Origin of the sequence: Pectobacterium parmentieri, assembly GCF_001742145.1 — a bacterium.
In the GTDB taxonomy this organism is placed as follows: Bacteria; Pseudomonadota; Gammaproteobacteria; order Enterobacterales; family Enterobacteriaceae; genus Pectobacterium; species Pectobacterium parmentieri.
Genome location: NZ_CP015749.1, coordinates 368126 through 388565, shown reverse-complemented (window position 1 = coordinate 388565; position 20440 = coordinate 368126). Strand labels below are relative to the sequence as shown.

Annotated in this window: 20 protein-coding genes; 7 read left to right on the top strand and 13 right to left on the bottom strand. The window is 51.8% G+C overall.

Annotated features, from left to right (window positions below):
* Window positions 1-65: 65 nt before the first annotated feature.
* The 9 genes from recC to rppH form a co-directional block, all read right to left on the bottom strand.
* Window positions 66-3464, bottom strand: coding sequence for an exodeoxyribonuclease V subunit gamma (gene recC, locus A8F97_RS01695; RefSeq protein ID WP_033071859.1), 3399 nt, complete (start codon window positions 3462-3464; stop codon window positions 66-68).
* 60 nt (window positions 3465-3524) lie between these two features.
* Window positions 3525-3917 carry a prepilin-type N-terminal cleavage/methylation domain-containing protein gene (locus tag A8F97_RS01690; protein ID WP_014700941.1) on the bottom strand — a complete coding sequence of 131 codons (393 nt, stop codon included), beginning with the start codon at window positions 3915-3917 and terminating at the stop codon, window positions 3525-3527.
* The gene (locus A8F97_RS01685; RefSeq protein ID WP_025919987.1) at window positions 3904-4320 is read right to left on the bottom strand and encodes a YgdB family protein; all 417 of its coding nucleotides are present in this window, start codon (window positions 4318-4320) and stop codon (window positions 3904-3906) included. The genes A8F97_RS01690 and A8F97_RS01685 overlap by 14 nt, the downstream gene beginning before the upstream one ends.
* A 35-nt stretch (window positions 4321-4355) precedes the next feature.
* On the bottom strand, window positions 4356-4997 hold the full coding sequence (locus tag A8F97_RS01680) for a prepilin peptidase-dependent protein (protein WP_025919988.1): 642 nt from the start codon (window positions 4995-4997) through the stop codon (window positions 4356-4358).
* Window positions 4991-5494: a prepilin peptidase-dependent protein gene (locus tag A8F97_RS01675; protein ID WP_014700944.1), complete on the bottom strand. Its 504-nt coding sequence runs from the start codon at window positions 5492-5494 to the stop codon at window positions 4991-4993. The genes A8F97_RS01680 and A8F97_RS01675 overlap by 7 nt, the downstream gene beginning before the upstream one ends.
* A 177-nt stretch (window positions 5495-5671) precedes the next feature.
* Window positions 5672-6466 carry a thymidylate synthase gene (thyA, locus tag A8F97_RS01670; RefSeq protein ID WP_014700945.1) on the bottom strand — a complete coding sequence of 265 codons (795 nt, stop codon included), beginning with the start codon at window positions 6464-6466 and terminating at the stop codon, window positions 5672-5674.
* 36 nt (window positions 6467-6502) lie between these two features.
* Window positions 6503-7369, bottom strand: coding sequence for a prolipoprotein diacylglyceryl transferase (lgt, locus tag A8F97_RS01665; protein WP_005975859.1), 867 nt, complete (start codon window positions 7367-7369; stop codon window positions 6503-6505).
* Window positions 7370-7593: 224 nt separating this feature from the next.
* Entirely contained in the window at window positions 7594-9840 is a 2247-nt protein-coding gene (ptsP, locus tag A8F97_RS01660) for a phosphoenolpyruvate--protein phosphotransferase (protein ID WP_033071860.1), read from the bottom strand.
* Between the two features lie 12 nt (window positions 9841-9852).
* Entirely contained in the window at window positions 9853-10389 is a 537-nt protein-coding gene (gene rppH / locus A8F97_RS01655; RefSeq protein ID WP_014700947.1) for an RNA pyrophosphohydrolase, read from the bottom strand.
* A gap of 695 nt (window positions 10390-11084) precedes the next feature.
* Between rppH and mutH the strand changes: the two genes are divergently transcribed.
* The 3 genes from mutH (at window position 11085) to A8F97_RS01640 (ending at window position 13371) form a co-directional block, all read left to right on the top strand.
* On the top strand, window positions 11085-11777 hold the full coding sequence (gene mutH, locus A8F97_RS01650; RefSeq protein WP_014700948.1) for a DNA mismatch repair endonuclease MutH: 693 nt from the start codon (window positions 11085-11087) through the stop codon (window positions 11775-11777).
* 108 nt (window positions 11778-11885) lie between these two features.
* Window positions 11886-12104, top strand: coding sequence for a YgdI/YgdR family lipoprotein (locus A8F97_RS01645; protein WP_015731029.1), 219 nt, complete (start codon window positions 11886-11888; stop codon window positions 12102-12104).
* A gap of 205 nt (window positions 12105-12309) precedes the next feature.
* On the top strand, window positions 12310-13371 hold the full coding sequence (locus A8F97_RS01640; protein ID WP_033071861.1) for an NADP(H)-dependent aldo-keto reductase: 1062 nt from the start codon (window positions 12310-12312) through the stop codon (window positions 13369-13371).
* 59 nt (window positions 13372-13430) lie between these two features.
* On the opposite strand, the gene A8F97_RS01635 is transcribed toward A8F97_RS01640, so the two are convergent.
* From A8F97_RS01635 to trmB, 3 genes are all read right to left on the bottom strand, one after another.
* Window positions 13431-14144, bottom strand: a complete 714-nt coding sequence (locus A8F97_RS01635; protein WP_033071862.1) for a YggN family protein — start codon at window positions 14142-14144, stop codon at window positions 13431-13433.
* Window positions 14145-14257: 113 nt separating this feature from the next.
* Entirely contained in the window at window positions 14258-14602 is a 345-nt protein-coding gene (locus A8F97_RS01630; RefSeq protein WP_005975848.1) for a YggL family protein, read from the bottom strand.
* A gap of 1 nt (window position 14603) precedes the next feature.
* A complete protein-coding gene (trmB, locus tag A8F97_RS01625; RefSeq protein ID WP_014700953.1) occupies window positions 14604-15323 on the bottom strand; it encodes a tRNA (guanosine(46)-N7)-methyltransferase TrmB in 720 nt (239 codons plus the stop codon).
* A gap of 165 nt (window positions 15324-15488) precedes the next feature.
* Here trmB and mutY point away from each other — a divergent pair, with 165 nt between their 5' ends.
* From mutY to A8F97_RS01605, 4 genes are all read left to right on the top strand, one after another.
* Window positions 15489-16595, top strand: coding sequence for an A/G-specific adenine glycosylase (mutY, locus tag A8F97_RS01620; RefSeq protein ID WP_014700954.1), 1107 nt, complete (start codon window positions 15489-15491; stop codon window positions 16593-16595).
* Window positions 16592-16864, top strand: a complete 273-nt coding sequence (locus tag A8F97_RS01615) for an oxidative damage protection protein (protein ID WP_014700955.1) — start codon at window positions 16592-16594, stop codon at window positions 16862-16864. Before mutY ends, A8F97_RS01615 begins: the two co-directional genes overlap by 4 nt.
* Before the next feature lie 52 nt (window positions 16865-16916).
* Entirely contained in the window at window positions 16917-17990 is a 1074-nt protein-coding gene (gene mltC, locus A8F97_RS01610; RefSeq protein WP_033071863.1) for a membrane-bound lytic murein transglycosylase MltC, read from the top strand.
* A 69-nt stretch (window positions 17991-18059) separates the two neighbouring features.
* Window positions 18060-19139, top strand: coding sequence for a helix-turn-helix domain-containing protein (locus A8F97_RS01605; RefSeq protein WP_033071864.1), 1080 nt, complete (start codon window positions 18060-18062; stop codon window positions 19137-19139).
* Here A8F97_RS01605 and A8F97_RS01600 read toward each other — a convergent pair.
* On the bottom strand, window positions 19102-20145 hold the full coding sequence (locus A8F97_RS01600) for an alpha/beta hydrolase family protein (RefSeq protein ID WP_033071865.1): 1044 nt from the start codon (window positions 20143-20145) through the stop codon (window positions 19102-19104). The two genes, A8F97_RS01605 and A8F97_RS01600, sit on opposite strands and share 38 nt — an antisense overlap.
* Between the last annotated feature and the right edge of the window lie 295 nt (window positions 20146-20440).

Below are 20440 nucleotides of genomic sequence, written 5' to 3'. Positions count from 1 at the left end.
CCATCACTTTTCACGTTGCAGTGCGTTATCTTCTCGCACCTCGAAATCTCTTCAAAACCAGCTTATCAAGCCAGATTAGAGCGGAACGGTGGCAGTAGCCAGATTTGTGCCGCTTCAACCACTTCATTCATTCGTTTTTCATCCAATTCACGAACAATACGTTGCAGGTAATAATCTTCGCCTTCGCCCCGCATTCCCATATTACCCTGCCAGGCTTGCAGCAAGCGGGCACGCGCTTTGTTCTGTGCTTCCTCATCCGATCGCAGGCTATCGCTTTCACGATCATAACATTCAGCTAACCACGCACTCCCTGCTTTATTGAGCAGTAATAGCGGCTTACTCATTCCCTGACGATATCCATCCAGCATGACGCTCAGGTGTTCTCTGGCCTGCGCTTCCGACAAGGCAGCAAAGCGCCACGCAGTATCTTCGCGTCCATACAGCCGACTTTCGCCCTGCCCACCCGCGGCACAGTACGCCAGATGTTCCAACCACAGCGTAATACCATCTTTCATGGAAAGCGTACCTGGACGCCAGCGCAGCAAACCATCCGGCTGTACCTGATTCAACCAACCGCTGACGCGCACACCGTCAAGGATAATGTCCACTTCCCGACTCACCGACAGCGTTGGCGTTAACTCATCGCGCACACGCGAAGCCAGTTGCGCCATATCCTGATGTTGTTCCTGCCAGTAAATTTCACCGAATGCCCCATAGGGCAGCTCGCCCGCGGCTCTGGCACGACGATACAGTTTTTCCGTATCACCTTCATTAATCAAGGTGTTAAGCAGTTCACTATTCAATTGATAGCGGTTAAGGCTATCAACCACAAAGGGTTCTTCATCCAACAGTTCGTCACTGTGCAGCATAAAACTCACGCCAAGCCGCAGTTGAAAGAAGGCTCGAACAGGGTGACGATAGAAACGCTTCAAATCGTCCAAACTGACACTGCGATCGCTCGTTTTTTCGGAGAGCACTTCACGATCAAAATCAGGCTGGGCTTCCCCTTTTCGGTTTGCCGCCGCTAACCATTCTGCCGCAAAGCTCAACGGCAGTGGCACCGGCAAGAAATTATTCGCATCAAAAGGCATCCGGCTATGCTCACGGCAGAGGTGCTTCATAACACGCCCCGCGCTGCTATCGATATCCAGCACTTCATCACCCGGCAAGACGTAACTCTGTGCGATATACTCCGTCAGTTCGCTGACCAATACTGAAGGATAGCGGCGCGTATTATCCTGGATCGAGCGCCCGATATAGCTGATATAAAGCTTGTGCTGCGCCGACAAGAGCGCCTCAAGAAATAGGTAGCGATCATCGTCACGTCGGCTACGGTCACCGCGTTTGATTTTTCTCCCCATCAGATCGAACCCAAGCGGCGGTAGTGTTCGTGGGTAAACACCATCATTCATGCCCAGTAAACACACGACCTTAAACGGGATGGAGCGCATAGGCATCAGCGTACAGAAATTGATAGAGCCGGCCAAAAAGCGCTGGCTAAGTCGTTCTTGATCGAGGCGCCGCGACAGCTCATCACGCAGTCGAGAGATCGACACCAGATGCGGATAACGCGCCATCGTGCCCATGCCAATTACGTATTGCCACTGCTTTTCAACCAATGCCAGCGCGGCTTCGGTCTCGCTGTCAGCATCAAAGAAGGTGTCGATCAGCTCTCGACAGAGCGGTAGCCAATCGGCAAGCACACGCGGTTGAGACAGACGCTGACGCCATTGATGGATCTGCATCAGCAGTTCAGCCAGTTGACCGGCCAACTCTGCAATCAAACCGCTGGATTCATCGTAAGGCAGTACCCCCTGCCAATCGCCAACCTGGCTGTCCATCGCATAGCCCAGCAGCATTCTCGTCAAGCCGAAACGCCACGTATGCTGACCCGTTGGTGGCAGCATAAGATCGCGCACGTTGTCATCATCCAATCCCCAACGTACACCCGACTCCACCACCCACAGGCGCAAGCGCCGTAGCCCTTCTTCCTGAATACCGAAACGGGCAGCCAGTGCAGGTACTTCAAGCAATGCTAGAACCTGTTCCGCCGTAAAACGGCTGGTAGGTAAATCCAGCAGGCTAATCACCGCTTGCAATGCGGGATGTGCATGTCGCGCACGCTGGTCAGAGATGGCAAAAGGCAGGTAGCGGTTATCCGGCGCGTTGCCAAATACCGCCTGAATAAACGGCGTATAGCTATCGATATCCGCCATCATCACAATGACATCACGCGGCATCAGTTCAGGATCGTCCGCCATCATAGCCAACAGTCGATCGTGAAGCACTTCAACCTCACGCTGCGGGCTATGGCAAGCATGAAAATCAACCGAGCGATCGTCGAGTGCCAGCAGGCGTTTTTGCGTGCTGGTGTTCTGCGTCTCGTGGCTAACAGCAACCACAGCACAATCTTCCAGCTCAAGAATATCGCGCTGCAAGGTTTGCAGTAGGTTTTCGCCATCCGACTCAACAAAAGCATCGATTTCCTGCACGTTATCCAGCTCAGCCAGCAGATAAAGGTTATCGCGTCCCAGTTTGCCCCACGATGCCAACAACGGATTATTAATCGACTGTTTACCATCGTCATTGAACAGCGTTTCTGCCAGTGAGAGATCGCGAAATAACGGACGAACGTCATCAGTCTGCTCGCCGTCAAAGCGATGTAAGCGCCGATTGCGGGCTTTTAGCTTCGCCAGAAATTTGTAATCCTGAATATCGCTCCAATAATGGCGGCAGGGATTAGTAAACAATAGGTGCACATCAATGTGCTGTGCCAGCGCGTTCAACGCCTGTAAATAGATAGGGGGTAGCGCTGAAATACCGCAGATAAAAACGCGTGGTGGCAGGCCTTTCGGACACTCTTTTGCCTGACCTAACGTGTTGATGAAGCGTTGGTACAGAATCGCATGGTGCCATTCAGGCTGCGCCAATTCGCGGGTGTAATCGACCAACGCACGCCACAGCGCCGACTGCCACAGTTGATTACCACCGAGATCGTCAACCTGTTTTCCCTCTTGCCATGCTTTAATCCACTCAGGGCGATAAATCAGGTATTGATCGAAAAGGTCCGCCACGCGCCCGGCCAACTGATGCAGCTTGTGCTGGTTATCATCATCCTGTAAATAGTGGTTAAGCGCCGAAAAATCAGGCTGTTCCAGCAAATCAGGCAGCAAATGCATGAGCTTCCACGTCATCGCATCCTTGCTGAAGGCGCTTTCTTTTGGAATATCTGACAGCACATGGCGACACATATTCCACAAAAAAACGCCGGGCAACGGGAATTGGATGTTGGCAGCAATACCAAAATCCCCAGCCAGTTCAATTTGCAGCCACTGCGCCATCCCTGGGCTTTGCACCAAAATCACTTCCTGCTGGAAGGGGTCCGCAAGCGGCTGACGTTTTATCAGCTCAACCATCAGTTCTTTCAAGATATCCAACTGATTGGAGTGATAGATTCTAAACATTCTGGCTCCTGCTCGCCGCGGCTTACGATTTATAATTCATAGTTTACCCACACTCGCCGACTAGACAGGCGATAACGGGCAAAACCAACGGTTCAGTGTAGCCTGATAGCGACGTGGCGTCATGACCCTAACAGTTACCTGACGGCATTCGTTGCGCTGTAACTGCTCTGACAGACTAAACTGCCAGTTTTTACTCAAGAAAGACGCAGTATTATCAGGAGCGGACGGATGATACGGCACGCCTGCTTCATAAGCCTCCAACTGCTGCATCGCAAACCGCCAGGCCTGACGCTGCTGCCACTGGTGCTGAAATGACTGCTGTAAGATCTGGTGATATTGCAACAATCCCATCAGCGAGACGGCAAACAGCAGCGCCGCCACCAGCGTTTCCGGTAGGCTAAAACCGGATTGATGACTCACGAATCTGTTGTTCACTGCGCTATTCCGTTGCATCACAGCGTGCCACGTCCTTATCAGGGCAAAAATCCAGCCAGCCGTTACCTAATGGCCGAATCGCGATCTGACCCGACGACAGCGCAGACAATGACACCCGTTGATACAGCTTCAGCGGTCGTGTCGGAGTGGGGAGTGTCCCTTCACCACGCAATAACCCTTGTGTCCCATCAGAGGCCATACGCAAGCACACCACGAGCTGCTCTGCCGGCAATTGCTGACACTGCCAGCTTTCAGTTATCGTGTTCCACTGCTGCCCTCTTGCCCAATTTAGTGAAGACAATGCCTGATTGAAGGCACGCAGATAATGCCGCTCATCGTTCCCCACCTGAATGGCAGTATCAAGCTGGCGCTGCAAACCGGACATCAACAGCAGGCCGATAATGGCAATCAGCAGTACCATCGCCAGTGTACCGCTTCCCTTTTGCGATCCTTTCTTCACTGGTTACGCCTCAATATCAGGCGGGTAATATATTGCCGAACAGCAGGACGCTTGGCCCAATAACCGGCTAGTTGCAGTTCATACAACGCCACATCATTTTGCGCAGACAGGCGCTGTAGCCGGAACACCGTCAGCACCACCTCCTGCGGATCAAACAGCTTCTCCCACCTGTCGCCCTGACAGTTATGTGCGCCACTCTGAATCTCCAGTGACCGACCACGCAGGCGATAGCCAAAAGATTCCGCATCTTGTTGTTCCCCTCCATCCCAAGTCCCATTCCGGTTCAGATCGTAAGAGACATTCAGGCAACTGTTTTCCACTTCCCCCGGGTAATTCCCTATGCTGATCGCCTTTCCCTGACACGTGCCTGCACAAAACCCCGCCCGCCGGATATCTTTCTCAATCCCCATCGCCACCTGACTGAATAGCTGTTCCAGTCGGAAACGCTGTGCACTGTCCTGACTTTGGCTGCGTAACAGCGGGTACAACTGTGCCGCCGATAGCATAATCAGGCTGCCTAAGCTCAGTGCGAGTAAGATTTCGGGCAACGTGAAACCGCGTTGTTCACCCCCTGCCCCTGCTTGCCTCAACGCTGTTTTCCTCAATACGTTTGGCTTCAACACGATCTGTTTCAACATAAGGGAATCGCCAAGACAACTTGCGACTCACTGCACAGACGCATACGCCCCCTCACTGAGATAACAAGACGCAGTTTCCCCGCAGCATTAGACAGCGAGATGTGCCCAGCCTGTGCGGCGTTACGCAAGCCAAAGAACGTAAAAACATTACTTGTAAACGTTGCCAGCACCACATCCTGAGAACGGCGAACAAACTGCCTAGGGTGGTTCTCACGGCACACATCCTCGACCTGTTTTTCACTCTGACCAATCACTATGCACCACAGCGCTCCCTGCTGTTGAAGCTTCACCGTCTGGGTTTCGTTATGCCAATAGGCATTCGCCTGAACCCGACTCAAGAAGTCCAACAGTTGCTGTGCACTCTGTTCCAGACGAATTGCCTGCTGATACTGAACCCAGCCATGCAGGCCACCGCCCGCCATCAGCGCGACAATCGTCAGCACCACCAATAATTCGAGCAAGGTAAACCCCCGCTGTTGCCGATTCCCTATTTTCATGGCGTCAGGATAGTGAGTCCTCTCAATAAAAACAGCGGGTTAATAGCGTTATTCGTGGCGATTCGCAATATTTTACTGCAATGATGTAACAATAGAAAAAGCGTGCGGGGAGGTAGGAAATAAAGAGGAAATCACAAAAAAGGCCGCATATGCGGCCCTGAGAAACAGTGAAAGAATTTAGATCGCAACCGGTGCTTTGATGGCGGGATGCGGATCGTATCCCTCGATTTCAAAGTCTTCGAAGCGATAGTCGAACAGCGTATCCGGGCGGCGCTTAATCACCAGTTTAGGTAGCGCGCGCGGTTCACGGCTCAACTGTAAATGCGTCTGTTCCATATGGTTGTTGTACAGATGCGTGTCGCCGCCAGTCCAGACGAAATCGCCGACCTCCAGATCGCACTGCTGCGCCACCATATGTACCAGCAACGCATAGCTGGCGATGTTGAACGGCAAGCCGAGGAAGATATCGCATGAACGCTGATAAAGTTGGCAAGAGAGTTTGCCATCTGCCACGTAGAACTGGAAAAACGCGTGGCATGGTGCCAACGCCATTTTGTCCAGTTCACCCACGTTCCAGGCAGAAACGATGATACGGCGAGAATCTGGATCTTGTCTCAACTGGGTCAGAACATTCTTCAGTTGGTCGATCTGACGACCGTCAGCCGCTCCCCACGAACGCCACTGCTTGCCGTAAACCGGTCCCAAATCGCCGTTCTCATCTGCCCATTCGTCCCAAATACTGACTTTATTTTCATTCAGATAAGCAACATTGGTATCCCCATTCAGGAACCAGAGCAATTCATGGATAATCGAACGCAGGTGGCATTTTTTGGTGGTAACCAGCGGAAATCCGTCCTGCAAGTTGAAACGCATCTGATGGCCGAAAATAGAACGCGTTCCCGTACCAGTACGGTCGGCCTTCGGCGTACCCTCTTCAAGCACTTTGTTCATCAGATCCAGATACTGTTTCATACTACCTCACCACAAATATTAAAGAAGGACGGCGGATTATTGCTGTGCAGGCTGACGGCGATAAGCCCAAACCATCATCAGAACACCAGCGATCACCATTGGCAGCGACAGGATTTGTCCCATGCTGAACAGGTCACCGAATAGACCCAACTGCGCATCCGGCTGGCGGAAGAATTCGGTAATAATCCTGAACATGCCGTAGCAGATAAGGAAAAGCCCCGACACACTGCCCATTGGCCGAGATTTACGAATAAAGAGGTTCAGAATGATAAACAGAGCCACACCTTCCAGCATCATTTGATACAGTTGGGAAGGATGACGCGGTAGCATACCGTACTGATTGAAAATCGTCTGCCATTGCGGGTTGCTAACGGCCAGCATCATATCTTCGCTGCGCGAACCCGGAAACAGCATGGCCCACGGGGTATCCGTCGTGACACGCCCCCACAGTTCGCCGTTGATAAAGTTGCCCAATCGGCCTGCACCGAGTCCGAAAGGAATCAGGGGCGCAATAAAATCAGCGACCTGGAAGAAATGGCGTTTGGTCCGGTGAGCAAACCACAGCATGACGCAGATAACGCCCATTAAGCCGCCGTGGAACGACATGCCGCCATCCCAGACTTTGAAAAGATAGAGCGGATTTTCAAGAAATGACGGGAAGGCATAAAACAGAACATAGCCCAGACGCCCGCCGACGAAGACCCCAAGGAACCCCATATACAGCAGATTTTCGACTTCATCCTTGGTCCAACCGCTACCCGGTTTATTTGCCCGACGCACCGCCAACCACATGGCAAATACAAAACCCACCAGATACATCAGCCCATACCAGTGCAGCGCCAGCGGGCCAATTGAGAAAATCACTGGATCAAACTGAGGAAATGCCAGATAGCTTGTCGTCATCATTCACCACATATTTTATTGTGTTATCCCTGCTTTCGGGATCGTCATTGATAGGCAAAAGGCAGGAAAATGGATCAGTTCCTGCAAACCGCGGTGGCGAATCATAGCATACGCCCCCGCGCTCGTTGCTCGCATCGGGGAAAAGTTCTGTAAAACATTGAGCCGTCATTAAACATTTATTCGCAATTAAATAGTGATACCAGTAAAAATCGCATCGCTACAAATTAGCGCCCGCCACGAATCAAGCCGCCCAACCCACGCTCTTCCATGAAAATCGCCGCCCACTGTCGGACTTCCATCGCACTCTGTGCGTTCAGTAATTGCTGCACCAACGTCTGCGACTCAGCCAGCGTAATTTGGCGCAGCAGGTATTTAATTCGCGCCACGCTGCGTCCGTTCATACTCAGCGAACGATAACCCAGTCCGGTCAATAACAGTGCGCCAAGCGCTTCCCCGGCCATTTCACCGCACACGGAAAGCGGAATATTATGCCGTTCGCACTCGGCAGCGATCATCCTCAATGCCTGCAACATCGAAGGATGAAGGCTGTCATAGAGCGATGCGACATGGGCGTTGTTACGATCCACCGCCAGCAGATATTGCGTCAGATCGTTGGTGCCAACCGAAACAAAATCGATACGGGAAGCCAGATGAGGGAGCAGAAACAGCATCGACGGAACCTCAATCATGATCCCAATCCGCGGCTTGGGCTGCGGGAAGCCCAATAATTCCTCTACCTCACCTGCCGCTTGATCAATCAGGCGGCGCGCTTCACTGATTTCATCCAGACTGCTGATCATCGGCAGCAGGATATTGAGATTGCCGATATGCGCATTAGCACGCAGCATGGCACGTGCCTGAATCAGAAAGATTTCGGGCTGATCGAGCGTAATACGAATGCCGCGCCAGCCAAGACACGGGTTCTCCTCGCTGATAGGCAGATAAGGTAACGGCTTATCTGCACCAATATCCAGCGTGCGTAGCATCACAGGGCGCGTAGGATAAAGCTGCAACATACTTTGATATTGCGCCATTTGCTCATCTTCGGACGGAAACCCGCTCTGCAGCATAAAAGGGATTTCCGTGCGGTACAGCCCGACACCATCAACCTGATTGATAAAGCGTTTTTCATGTTCGGCACTTAAGCCCGCATTCAGCATAACCTGAATGCGTTCACCGCTTTTCAGCACGGCGGGCTGTTCCATCTCGCCTTCGGCCAGACGAGTTAGCTCATTTTCTTCCGTCAGCAGACGCTGGTATTCCTGCACCAGCACAGGCTCTGGATCGACCAACAGTTCACCGCGATAACCGTCAATGATCAACTGGCGCTGATGCAGTAAATCAGGCTGAATCTCCGCGCCAACCAGCGTCGGAATGCCCATGGCCCGCACCAAGATCGCCGCATGCGAATTGGCGGCACCGTCATAGACAACGACGCCCGCTAACCGCTCCGGCGGCAACTCTGCCAACAGCGTGGCTGTTAATTCGTCCGCCACGAGGATAAAGCGTTCAGGCCACTGCCCCATGATTTGCGCATTATCGTCGAGGTGAAACAGCAGTCGTTGCCCTAACGCACGCAGATCGCCGGCACGCTCACGTAAGTAAGTATCCTGCAAATGGGTGAACTGCGCGGCAAAGCGTTCGATCACCAGTTTGACGGCCCACTCAGCAGCATTGCCTGCATCGACTTCCTGAAATAATTCACGTTTGAGCCGCGCGTCGTTCAGCAAGTGCGAGTACAAATCGAAAATCGCCGCGCTCTCTTTTTGCGCACTGGCACTGAAGCGTTTACTAAAGCGACGGAATTCCGCCGTTGCTTCTTCTAACGCCAGTGTTAAGCGGGAGCGCTCACGCTCGCTGTCCAAACTCGATGCGGGAAAAACCTGTTCCAGAGAAGGCTGGGTACAATCCTGCCAGCCAGGGGCAATCGCCACGCCTGGGGCAGCCACCAGCGCCTTGACGCGCGTCTGGCGGTATTGGCCGAAAAGCGTTTTTATCTGCGAAAGGGAAAGGATCGCGGCCATCTGCGTGGCCAGCGTCACCATGAACGACTCTTCGTTTTTATCGAACTGACGATGTTCGCGCTGTTGAACCACCAGCACGCCCAACAGGTGACGACGGTAAATAATGGGGACACCAAGAAAGGAGCGGAAATGTTGCTCTTTCACAGCGGGGATGAATTTAAAGCTGGGATGCGCACGAGCGTCAGCCAGGTTGATAGGCTCGGCACGTTGCCCGACCAACCCGACAATACCTTGCCCAAATGCCAGCGTAACCGTGCGCCCGCGCGGTTTTTTCAACCCGCGCGTCGCCATCAGGTAATAACATTGCCGATCGTGATCGGCCAGATAAATGGAGCAGACTTCCGTGTCCATAGCCTGACAGGTCTCATTGACCAGAATGTCCAGCGCATCACTAAGGCGGGCCGTTGCCGCAACATTTTCGACAATTTCTCGCAAGCGCGTGAGCATAATGTGCCTGAATTACCCTCTTTTCCGCCGGGGACCGGGTGGAGGGGGCGCCATCCGAACCGCAACACTCTCCTGAAGCAGGATCACCGGGTTGATAAATTCCTTCATCACGCGACGATACACATCCCGCTTAAAAGAGACGACCTGACGTACCGGATACCAGTAACTCACCCAGCGCCAGCCATCAAATTCCGGCGTGCCGCTGCTCTGCATATTAATATCCGACTCATTACACATCAACTGTAGCAAAAACCATTTCTGCTTTTGGCCGATACAGACCGGTTTTGTATCCCAACGCACCAAACGCTTTGGTAATTTATAGCGTAACCAGTTACGGGTAGATGCCAACACGCGCACATCCTTTTTTCTTAACCCGACTTCCTCAAACAGTTCGCGGAACATCGCTTGCTCGGGACTTTCACCGGGGTTAATTCCCCCCTGCGGAAATTGCCATGAGTGCTGGCCATAGCGCCGGGCCCACATCACCTGCCCCTGCCGATTACAAATTACAATACCAACGTTTGGGCGGTAGCCATCATCATCGATCACCGGACTACCTCAATAAACATCAATGCAAAGATAACCCGATTGTTTCACACTCCCGTCAGGCGGTAAACCACTGCTTAGAAAGCATGTGACACGAATAAAACTAAGATAACCCACAGATAAGATCAAAGTTATAAACATGTGAAGACCAGAACCCGCAGTTTATTCACTTTTTCTGTGGACATCTTTGTGCAGAACCCATGAAGAAGTGAGTGAAACTCATTTTTCATGAAGAAAAAATATTACTGAAAATTAAAAAATAGTGCTTTTCATTCATTAAATTACAATCAATTCCAACCGAAATAACGCCCCCTTAATTTTTGCTCAAATGGCATCCAATGCAAGATTGGCGAAAGATCGCACTATGCCGATTTTATCCACAGGGAATGTCTCAAACTCAGGCAATAAATAGGCAAACACAGCAAAAAGGCCGGGAGTCAAGGCTGTAAATGGAACCAGTAATTCATGTTTATGTGGGTTATCCAAGATATCTGTGGATAACCTAGTGTAAAATCCTGTTTATTGTCGGTGGCTATACGTGCACAGTTTGCAAAACCGCATTCAGTGATCGCCATCACATTGAAAAAAAACGCTATGAATCATGCTATTATTGTTTCTCTCCACAACCTTGCAGGCTATGTATTTGTCTTTTGCATTTATTGTATTTTTTTTGAGCGGAAAACATCGAGCTACCCCCTATGAATTCACCCTCGGTTCACGCCACAGCACCACAAAATGAACAAGCCTTGCTGGAACGTGCGCAATCTCTCGCAAGTTATAATCTCGCGGAATTAGCGGACATCGCCCGCCTCCCCCTCCCCGCCAACCTGAAACGCGATAAAGGCTGGATTGGCATGTTGCTGGAACGTTTTCTGGGCGCAAGCGCAGGCAGTAAGCCTGAGCAGGATTTTCCTGACATTGGCATTGAGCTAAAAACTATCCCTATTGATGAACAGGGCAAACCGCTGGAAACCACCTTCGTCTGTGTCGCACCGTTGACAGGCAACAGCGGCGTGACGTGGGAAAGCAGTCACGTGCGGCATAAGCTCGCTCGGGTACTGTGGATTCCGGTGGAAGGCTCGCGTCACATCCCGCTGGGGGAACGCCGTATTGGTACACCACTGATGTGGAGCCCCAATGAAGAAGAAGAAGAGCAACTACGCTGTGATTGGGAAGAGCTGATGGATCTGATCGTACTTGGCAAGGTAGAAAGCATCACCGCCCGACATGGTGAAGTGCTGCAATTACGCCCCAAGGCAGCAAATAGCCGGGCATTAACAGAGGCGATTGGCGAATTTGGTCAACCGATTTTGACCCTACCACGCGGGTTCTATTTGAAGAAAACCTTTACTGCGCCACTGCTGGCCCGCCACTTTATGCAAGTCGAGTGATACATAATTAAGCCTTCCAAACGCATTTTTTCCATTATTCCTACGTTATCCCACACGACCATTTGCTAGACTCACCTTAAGCGTTAGATTTCTTTATGGGTTAATACAATGAAAATACGGCTGAAAATGGCAATAACACTGGCACTATTATTTACCCTTGCGGGCTGCTCCAGTGACTACGTGATGGCGACAAAAGAGGGGCAAATGCTCCTGACACAGGGGAAACCCGTGTTAGATAAAGATACCGGGCTGCTCAGCTACACCGATGAGCAAGGTAATCAGAAACAAATCAACAGCGACCAGATTTCCCAGATCGTACAGCGCTAAGATCGCTGTCAGCCCGAAACGCTCTACCTCGGACTGCATCATCAAGAATAATCCGAAAAGGATAACAGAAGAGACTTCCCCACCCGCCACGGCTTCGTTTATAGTCGAATTCAGGTGTGTCTTCCCAAACTCATTGGAATCGCAGCAAATCATGCGGAGATGACGGGAAATACGCCTGCTATTTTCAGACATAAGGAAGCTGGCAATGCAATATCACCGTATTCCCCATAGTTCTTTAGAAGTGAGCGTGCTGGGTCTTGGTACGATGACCTTTGGCGAACAGAACAGCGAAGCAGACGCTCATGCCCAGTTAGATCACGCCATTGCCGCAGGTGTTAACCTGATTGACACAGCAGAAATGTACGCCGTTCCTCCACGCCCAGAAACGCAAGGGTTAACCGAGAGCTATATCGGGTCCTGGCTAAAATCTCGTGGCGGACGCGAGAAATTAATTGTGGCGAGTAAAGTCTCAGGCCCTGTGCGCGGCAACGATCACAGCATTCGCCCACAGCAGGCGTTGGACAGAAAAAACATCCGTGCCGCGCTGGATGCCAGCCTGCAACGCCTGAATACTGACTATATCGATCTCTACCAGTTGCATTGGCCACAGCGCCAGACCAACTGCTTTGGCAAGCTGAACTATCAATATACCGATGACAAACCGCAATATACCGACGACAAACCGGTAGTAACACTGTTGGAAACGCTAGAAGCGCTGAATGAACAGGTACGCGCCGGTAAGATCCGCTATATCGGCGTGTCCAACGAAACCCCATGGGGCGTGATGCGCTACCTGAATTTGGCGGAAAAACACGATCTGCCACGTATCGTATCGATCCAAAACCCCTATAGTCTGCTGAACCGCAGTTTTGAAGTTGGTCTGGCAGAAATCAGCCAGCATGAAGGCGTGGAACTTCTCGCCTATTCATCGCTGGCGTTCGGTACGCTGACGGGCAAGTATCTGAATGGCGCGAAACCCGTTGACGCACGTAACACGCTATTCAGCCGCTTCACACGTTATACTGGCCCACAGGCTCAGGCAGCAGTTGCCGAGTACGTGGCTCTGGCACAAAAACACGGTTTGAACCCGGCGCAAATGGCATTGGCGTTTGTGCGTCAACAGCCTTTCGTTGCCAGTACGCTGCTGGGTGCGACCACACTGGAGCAGTTGCAAATCAACCTCGACAGCCAGAACCTGATGCTGGACGGCGAGATCCTTGACGAACTGGAAGCCATCCATCGTCGTTTCACATTCCCAGCACCGTAAACGCAAAAAACCGGGCATTGCCCGGTTTTCTTTAATGCATGCACAAGAACGCTGAACAATTACTTCAGCGACTGCAACAGGCCCTTGCGCTGGTTTTCCAACGACGTGACGCGGCTACACACATCATCACCAAAGCGCTGGAATTCAAGTTCCTGATTGTTCCACTCAGCCTGAATCGCTTTCTGTAAACCACCTAGGTTGCCCATCATCGCCTGTAGCGGGTTGCCGCCGCTGGACATTTGTTTTACGCCCATTTCATTCAGGCTGTCCTGCAAGACGCCGCCCATGCTTTGCTGCACGATTTGCTTGCCATCTTGCTCAACCTGCTTGATCGCCTGATGGTGGAACGTCAGGCCATCGCTGCGGTGTTCGATAATACGGTTCATCTGCTGTTTAAGCTGTTTATCCAGCGTGGTCAGACGATTGCGCACATTGCTGTCGCTGCCAAGCTCCTGCACGATGACTTTATCCAGCGCGACCCGCGCTTTTTCCAGATGCTGCTGCGCCCCTTGGTCGATCCACGGCAGTTGCTGGCGTAAATCCGCCTGATAGGCTTTGGATTTCTGGCGCTGTTCGGCGTTCAGGGTCAATGGCGTCCCGTTACGGACGATATCGCCCTGCGGGGAAAGTTGTAAATTGCCGCTGGCACCCACGATCTGTACCTGCTGCGGACTGATAATGATGTCGTCCTGCGGATTCACGTTGCACTGGTAAGCCGCCTGCGCGTGCCAGGACAGCAACATCAACAAACCCAAGGTCATTTTACGCGACATATTTTCTCCTGAAGAAAACAACGGCAGTGGCGGGAAAATAGCAATATGCCAGTGATGAGGCGAATAACGCCTGAGCCAAAATCAGCTCAGGCATTCCTTGATAAGACCAAGGATTACAGCAGGTGTTCTGGCAGATCCCACCAGATATCGAACAGGTTGCTGACTTTCACGTCCGTCAGCTTTTGCTCTTCCAACCAGCGGCTAACCAGTTGACGATGCTCTTCGGTGCAGTGACCGATTTTTTGCAGGCAGACCAAACCTTCCCAGAGCAAATAACCACTGCCTTCAAATGCCAGGCCTTGTGGTTCAATGACGTCGTCGACGAACTTATCCATCAGCTTATCGATGTCTTCCACGCCAGTGCCTTCTGGAAAGCGAAAGCTGACTGAAAAACCTAATTCCTGAAACTCATCAATGTGCAGTTTTTTACGCAAACGACGGCTACGAGCTTGTGCCATTTTATTTTATCCTCTCAAACATCAGATCCCACACGCCATGCCCCAAACGCTGGCCGCGTGCTTCAAATTTCGTCAGCGGACGGGATTCCGGCCGCACAACGTACTCATTATTATCGGAAAGATTACGGTACCCAGCGACAGACGTCATCACTTCGAGCATGTGTTGCGCATAAGGTTCCCAGTCGGTTGCCATATGGAACACACCGCCAACTTTCAACTTACTCTGCACCAGTTCGACGAACGGCACCTGCACGATACGACGTTTATTATGACGGGCTTTGTGCCACGGGTCAGGGAAAAAGAGTTGAACCATGGATAGTGAGCCATCGGGGATCATCTTCATCAGTACTTCAAGCGCATCATGACACATCACGCGCAGATTGCTGATCCCCGCTTCCTGTGCGGAAGCAAGGCACGCCCCCACGCCCGGCAGGTGAACTTCAATACCGAGGAAGTTTTGTTCGGGATGCTGCGCCGCCATCGTCACCAGCGATGCTCCCATCCCAAAACCAATTTCCAGCACCACTGGCGCGTCACGACCAAATAGCGCGTTAAAATCTACCTGTTCGGTCTGATATTCCACACCCATCACCGGCCAGTAGTTATCCAGCGCCAACTGTTGCCCGTTGGTCAAGCGCCCCTGACGGCGGACAAAACTGCGAATACGACGCATCGGGCGCCCGTTTTCATCAAATTCCGGTGAAATGACGTTGTTAATCATAAAGAGTGCTTACTTGCTGTCCGATTACATTAAGGAAACGCGCATTATGCAAGGATACCGCGGTTTAGCAAGCCCACTGCCTCGGAAAGTTCCGGTTTACAGCACATTCACTCTGTGCTGGAATCGCAGTCAAACTTTTTACCTGTCGGATAGTGACCCCATTTTATGATGCAAGCGCAACAGTTCGCCCATCAGGTGCTGGACTGGTATCAACGCTATGGCCGCAAAACCCTGCCATGGCAGCTTGAGAAAACGCCCTATAAAGTATGGCTATCCGAAGTGATGCTGCAACAAACGCAGGTCACCACGGTTATTCCTTATTTCCAACGCTTTATGGCTCGCTTTCCCAACGTGAACGCACTGGCGGCAGCACCGCTGGATGAAGTGCTCCACTTATGGACTGGGCTGGGCTACTACGCCCGTGCGCGTAATCTACACAAAGCCGCGCAGACCATTGTGTCGCGCCACGGCGGTGATTTCCCCACCACCTTTGATGAAGTCGCGGCGTTACCGGGCGTCGGGCGCTCTACCGCAGGCGCGGTGTTGTCGCTCTCTCTCGGCCAGCATTTCCCGATCCTTGACGGCAACGTGAAGCGCGTGCTGGCACGCTGCTACGCCGTTGACGGCTGGCCGGGCAAGAAAGAAGTCGAAAAGAAACTGTGGGCGCGCAGTGAGGATGTGACACCCGCCGAAGGCGTCAGCCAGTTTAATCAGGCGATGATGGACCTCGGTGCGATGGTTTGCACCCGCAGTCGCCCCAAGTGCGAACTGTGCCCTCTGAACACCGGCTGCATTGCTTACGCTAACCACAGTTGGGCGCAATATCCCGGTAAGAAACCGAAGCAGACACTGCCGGAAAAAACGGGCTGGTTCCTGCTGATGCAACAGGACTCTCAGGTCTGGCTGCAACAGCGCCCTACCGTGGGCCTGTGGGGTGGGCTATTTTGCTTCCCACAGTTCAGTGAACGTCAGGAATTGGAACTCTGGCTGCAACAACGCGGTCTGAATCCTGATGGATTGCAACAGCTTGTCGCGTTCCGCCACACATTCAGCCATTTTCATCTGGATATTGTTCCGCTCTGGCTGAACGTATCGCAGGACGATCGTTCACAAAACAGGTCCTGCATGGATGACGGTGCGGGTCTCTGGTATAACTTAGCGCAGCCGCCGTCTGTCGGACTGGCCGCCCCGGTAGAACGCCTACTGAGGGAACTGGCTCACCCACAGTCAACACGTTTAAATGCCTGCGCAATTGATGAGGAAGAAGCATGAGCAGAACGATTTTTTGTACTTTTTTACAACGCGACGCCGAAGGGCAGGACTTCCAGCTCTATCCCGGCGATCTGGGCAAGCGCATCTATAACGACATTTCTAAAGAAGCCTGGGCGCAGTGGCAAACCAAGCAAACCATGCTGATCAACGAGAAGAAACTCAGCATGATGAATGTTGACGACCGTAAGCTACTGGAACAGGAGATGATCAAGTTTCTGTTTGAAGGGAAGGACGTTCACATCGAAGGCTACACGCCTCCGAGCCACTGAGATGGCGGGCTTTCGGGCCCGCTTACGTCCCTATTCCGACACGGCTTGTTATATGAAGAAAATATTAGCTCTGCTGGTGATTGCTCCGTTGCTGGTTTCCTGTTCGGGAAACAAAGGGAATACCAACGACGAAGAATTTCTCAAGGATACCAATGCTTTCGATATTTTGATGGGGCAATTTGCCAACAACATCGAAAATATCTGGGGGATGAATGAAGTTCTGATCGCCGGTCCGAAAGACTACGTTAAATACACCGATCAATATCAGACGCGTAGCCACATCAACTTTGATGCCGGTACGATCACGATCGAAACCCTTTCAGCGACCAACTCCGTCGCCAGCCTGCGTCAGGCGATTATCACCACCCTGCTGATGGGCGATGACGCCAGTAACACCGACCTGTATTCCGACGCTAACGATATCCAAATCAGCCGCGAACCGCTGCTGTACGGTCAGGTGCTGGATAACACCGGACAAGCGATCCGCTGGGAAGGCCGTGCTGCCAGCTTCGCGGATTATCTACTCCAGAACCGTCTGCAAAAACGGACCTCTGGCCTGCACGTTATCTGGTCGGTCACGATGCAGCTTGTCCCTAACCATCTGGATAAGCGTGCGCACAAATACCTGCCGCTGGTGCGTAAAGCCTCCGAGCGTTACGGTATTGAAGAGTCGCTGATTCTGGCGATTATGCAGACAGAATCCAGCTTCAACCCTTACGCCGTCAGCCGTTCCGATGCATTAGGTCTGATGCAGGTGGTGCAGCACAGCGCAGGACGTGACGTCTTCAAAATGAAAGGGAAATGGGGACAGCCGAGTCGCAGCTATTTGTTCGATCCAGAACAAAATATCGATGCAGGTACCGCCTATTTGTCGATTCTGAAGAACAGCTATCTGGCCGGTATTGAGAACCCGACATCGAAACGCTACGCCGTCATCACCGCGTATAACGGTGGCGCAGGCAGCGTGTTGCGCGTCTTCTCCAGCGACCGCGATCGCGCTGTGGGCATTATCAACAATATGTCTCCGGGCGATGTCTACCAAACGCTGACGACGAAGCACCCGTCTGGTGAATCACGTCGCTACCTGTACAAAGTGAATACGGCACAGAAAAATTATCGCCGCTAATTCACGTGATCCACAGAACGCCGCGCTACCGGGGTTATTCCGGCGGCGCGGCCTCATCAGACCCACAATATGACCACGATTCCCTTACCATTTATCACCGCACTTCTGCTGGTTATTTTGTTCCTTCGCATCCAGCTTCTGCATATTCAAAATAAAGAGACTGAAAGGCGTAATACCAAAGCAGAGGCGATATTCATCGGTGTGAGCTGTATTGCACTGGCGCTGGTGGCATTACGGTGGGGCAGCCATTTTGCCTTCCCCCTGTTTATCCAACCCGCTATTGCTGCATCGATTCCGTCATTGCTATGGCTCTGCCTTTTCTCCCCTGGAGAGAAAGCCCCCAATGCCTTAATGCGCAGACGGCAGTTGCCTTTCTTTCACCTGCTACCGTCCTTGTTCACCCTTGGTGCAGGCTTGATTCAGAGTAGAACGACCATTCCGCTCATCGATATAGCGCTGGTGAGTATTTACTTCGGTTATGGGGCTACGCTGATTTACCGCGCTCGCCATCTTCAAACACCATCGCCGATGTGGAAACGCGCACCGTTTATCGCAGGATTGTATGTCCTGGTTTCCGGCGCGATTGACACGGTGATTGCACTAGATATCGCTTTCTACCGCGGTAATAGCGCGGCGACCATCATCACCGCATTCCATATTGTCATGCTGGCGATATTGACCCTGCTTATCATCACGCATCGCACATCACCGCAAGCAGGACTTGCCGCGCCACCTGACCAGAAACCTGAAACGCCCCCCGCTACCGACGATGAGCACCAACTGGCGAAAGTGTTAGATGATTTCATCCGCACTCATACGCTATACACCGATCCGAGTATGACGCTTCAGCGCCTAAGCCGACGTATGGGAATACCGCTCAGACGCCTGTCCGAAACCATCAATCGCGTTCACGGGCGTAATTTCTCGCAGGTGATAAATGAATACCGCATCGAGGAGGCTAAGCGCCTCCTCAGCCAAACGGATGCGCGCATCACAGATATCATGCTGGAGAGTGGGTTTCAGACTAAATCAAACTTCAACCGCGAGTTTTTGCGGTTAACTGGCGTGAGTCCCAGCGTCTGGCGTAGTCAGTACCCACTTCAGGAACAAGCTACGGCTTCAGCCACGCCGTCTGAAGAAAGCCACTGATATCTTTTGCCACTTCCTGATGAATCTGCTCACGCGAGCGTTCACCGCCATCGAGGCAAATCATGCCGTCTCCTGGGTTTTCGGCGTTGATGATCTCAACGGCACCCGGTTTACAAAGCTGCATGAAGCTAAAATGCGTCGCGTCAGCAATTTCCTTATACGCTGAATGCGCTGGCGACATTTTCTGCACCAGATAGTGAGATTCCAGTTCGGCAGGTAGTTCTTCATTGGGATACCCCGCTGCCATAATCAAGACAGGAATATTTATTGCGGCCAGACTCTCCGTGGTAAACCCTCTTGCCAGCCCCATATCCAGCGAGACCACCGCGCCGATGCGTCGATCGGCTAATGATGTATCAAGCTGCGCGCGCGATGGGGCACTTTTTGCGACCTGCATCTTTTCATAAACATTGCAGGAAGCCAGCCCAACGTGTGTCAGACAGTCCCGTTCAAATTGATCTGTGCTGAAACGTCCACCCGCAAGCTCAAGCACCGTCCACCCTCCCAGCGAATGACCCACAGCGGCAATGCGCTTCGCATCAACCTGTCCCGTTTTTTCCGGCGTAGCAAGTAATGCCGTAATGACGCGGCTGATGTCCTTAGGCCGTTGCCACAATTCTTGAGCGTTCTCCATCCGCATATCTTTAGTCGTCGTTCCTGGGTGATTAGGCGCGGCAACAATATAACCTTGCTTGACTAAGGCTTGCGCCAGCCAGAGCTGATTAAACCAACTCCCACCATAACCGTGTGAAACCACAATCAAAGGATGTTCACCGGATTCAGGCACAGCACTTTTGCTCACTGCGATACCGGGAAAAACAACATTCTCACCAATTATCGTAGCCTGTTGTGATGACGAGGCAGGATAAAATACGGCGACATCCAACGACCTATTATTAACCCCATCAGCCAGGGTTATTTGTTGAAACCCGACCCCCGTATCTGCCATAACGGTAAAACTGAGTAGTAAGTTTGTTATTAATCCTATCGTGATACGCCATGTCATCGCTATTTCTCCGAAGTTCCTGCACTGTGAAAAATAGCATTTATAACAGTGGATTTCTTACCGGCGCGACCTAAAACGCTATTCAGTACTTCTTTTTTCCTGAGCATAAACAGAGTTTCTGAGCGATAGAGGAATCAAGAGTCGATAATAAACGCTCGATTAACGCCAATAAACACCGCTATTTCTTGCTATTACATGAAGAAATCGAGCAGAGGCAGGTGTTAATCGCAATATTAAATTTTACTTATATCAATCAATTATTCTGCATTAATTAAAATAATAAGAATAATTAATT

What these genes read in the sequence shown, in the direction of transcription:
- recC (WP_033071859.1), bottom strand. Translation starts at nt 3,464, where the DNA reads ATGTTTAGAATCTATCACTCCAATCAGTTGGATATCTTGAAAGAACTG.
- A8F97_RS01690 (WP_014700941.1), bottom strand. Translation starts at nt 3,917, where the DNA reads ATGCAACGGAATAGCGCAGTGAACAACAGATTCGTGAGTCATCAATCC.
- A8F97_RS01685 (WP_025919987.1), bottom strand. Translation starts at nt 4,320, where the DNA reads ATGGTACTGCTGATTGCCATTATCGGCCTGCTGTTGATGTCCGGTTTG.
- A8F97_RS01680 (WP_025919988.1), bottom strand. Translation starts at nt 4,997, where the DNA reads ATGTTGAAACAGATCGTGTTGAAGCCAAACGTATTGAGGAAAACAGCG.
- A8F97_RS01675 (WP_014700944.1), bottom strand. Translation starts at nt 5,494, where the DNA reads ATGAAAATAGGGAATCGGCAACAGCGGGGGTTTACCTTGCTCGAATTA.
- thyA (WP_014700945.1), bottom strand. Translation starts at nt 6,466, where the DNA reads ATGAAACAGTATCTGGATCTGATGAACAAAGTGCTTGAAGAGGGTACG.
- lgt (WP_005975859.1), bottom strand. Translation starts at nt 7,369, where the DNA reads ATGACGACAAGCTATCTGGCATTTCCTCAGTTTGATCCAGTGATTTTC.
- ptsP (WP_033071860.1), bottom strand. Translation starts at nt 9,840, where the DNA reads ATGCTCACGCGCTTGCGAGAAATTGTCGAAAATGTTGCGGCAACGGCC.
- mutH (WP_014700948.1), top strand. Translation starts at nt 11,085, where the DNA reads ATGAATTCACCCTCGGTTCACGCCACAGCACCACAAAATGAACAAGCC.
- A8F97_RS01645 (WP_015731029.1), top strand. Translation starts at nt 11,886, where the DNA reads ATGAAAATACGGCTGAAAATGGCAATAACACTGGCACTATTATTTACC.
- A8F97_RS01640 (WP_033071861.1), top strand. Translation starts at nt 12,310, where the DNA reads ATGCAATATCACCGTATTCCCCATAGTTCTTTAGAAGTGAGCGTGCTG.
- A8F97_RS01635 (WP_033071862.1), bottom strand. Translation starts at nt 14,144, where the DNA reads ATGTCGCGTAAAATGACCTTGGGTTTGTTGATGTTGCTGTCCTGGCAC.
- A8F97_RS01630 (WP_005975848.1), bottom strand. Translation starts at nt 14,602, where the DNA reads ATGGCACAAGCTCGTAGCCGTCGTTTGCGTAAAAAACTGCACATTGAT.
- trmB (WP_014700953.1), bottom strand. Translation starts at nt 15,323, where the DNA reads ATGATTAACAACGTCATTTCACCGGAATTTGATGAAAACGGGCGCCCG.
- mutY (WP_014700954.1), top strand. Translation starts at nt 15,489, where the DNA reads ATGATGCAAGCGCAACAGTTCGCCCATCAGGTGCTGGACTGGTATCAA.
- A8F97_RS01615 (WP_014700955.1), top strand. Translation starts at nt 16,592, where the DNA reads ATGAGCAGAACGATTTTTTGTACTTTTTTACAACGCGACGCCGAAGGG.
- mltC (WP_033071863.1), top strand. Translation starts at nt 16,917, where the DNA reads ATGAAGAAAATATTAGCTCTGCTGGTGATTGCTCCGTTGCTGGTTTCC.
- A8F97_RS01605 (WP_033071864.1), top strand. Translation starts at nt 18,060, where the DNA reads ATGACCACGATTCCCTTACCATTTATCACCGCACTTCTGCTGGTTATT.
- A8F97_RS01600 (WP_033071865.1), bottom strand. Translation starts at nt 20,145, where the DNA reads ATGACATGGCGTATCACGATAGGATTAATAACAAACTTACTACTCAGT.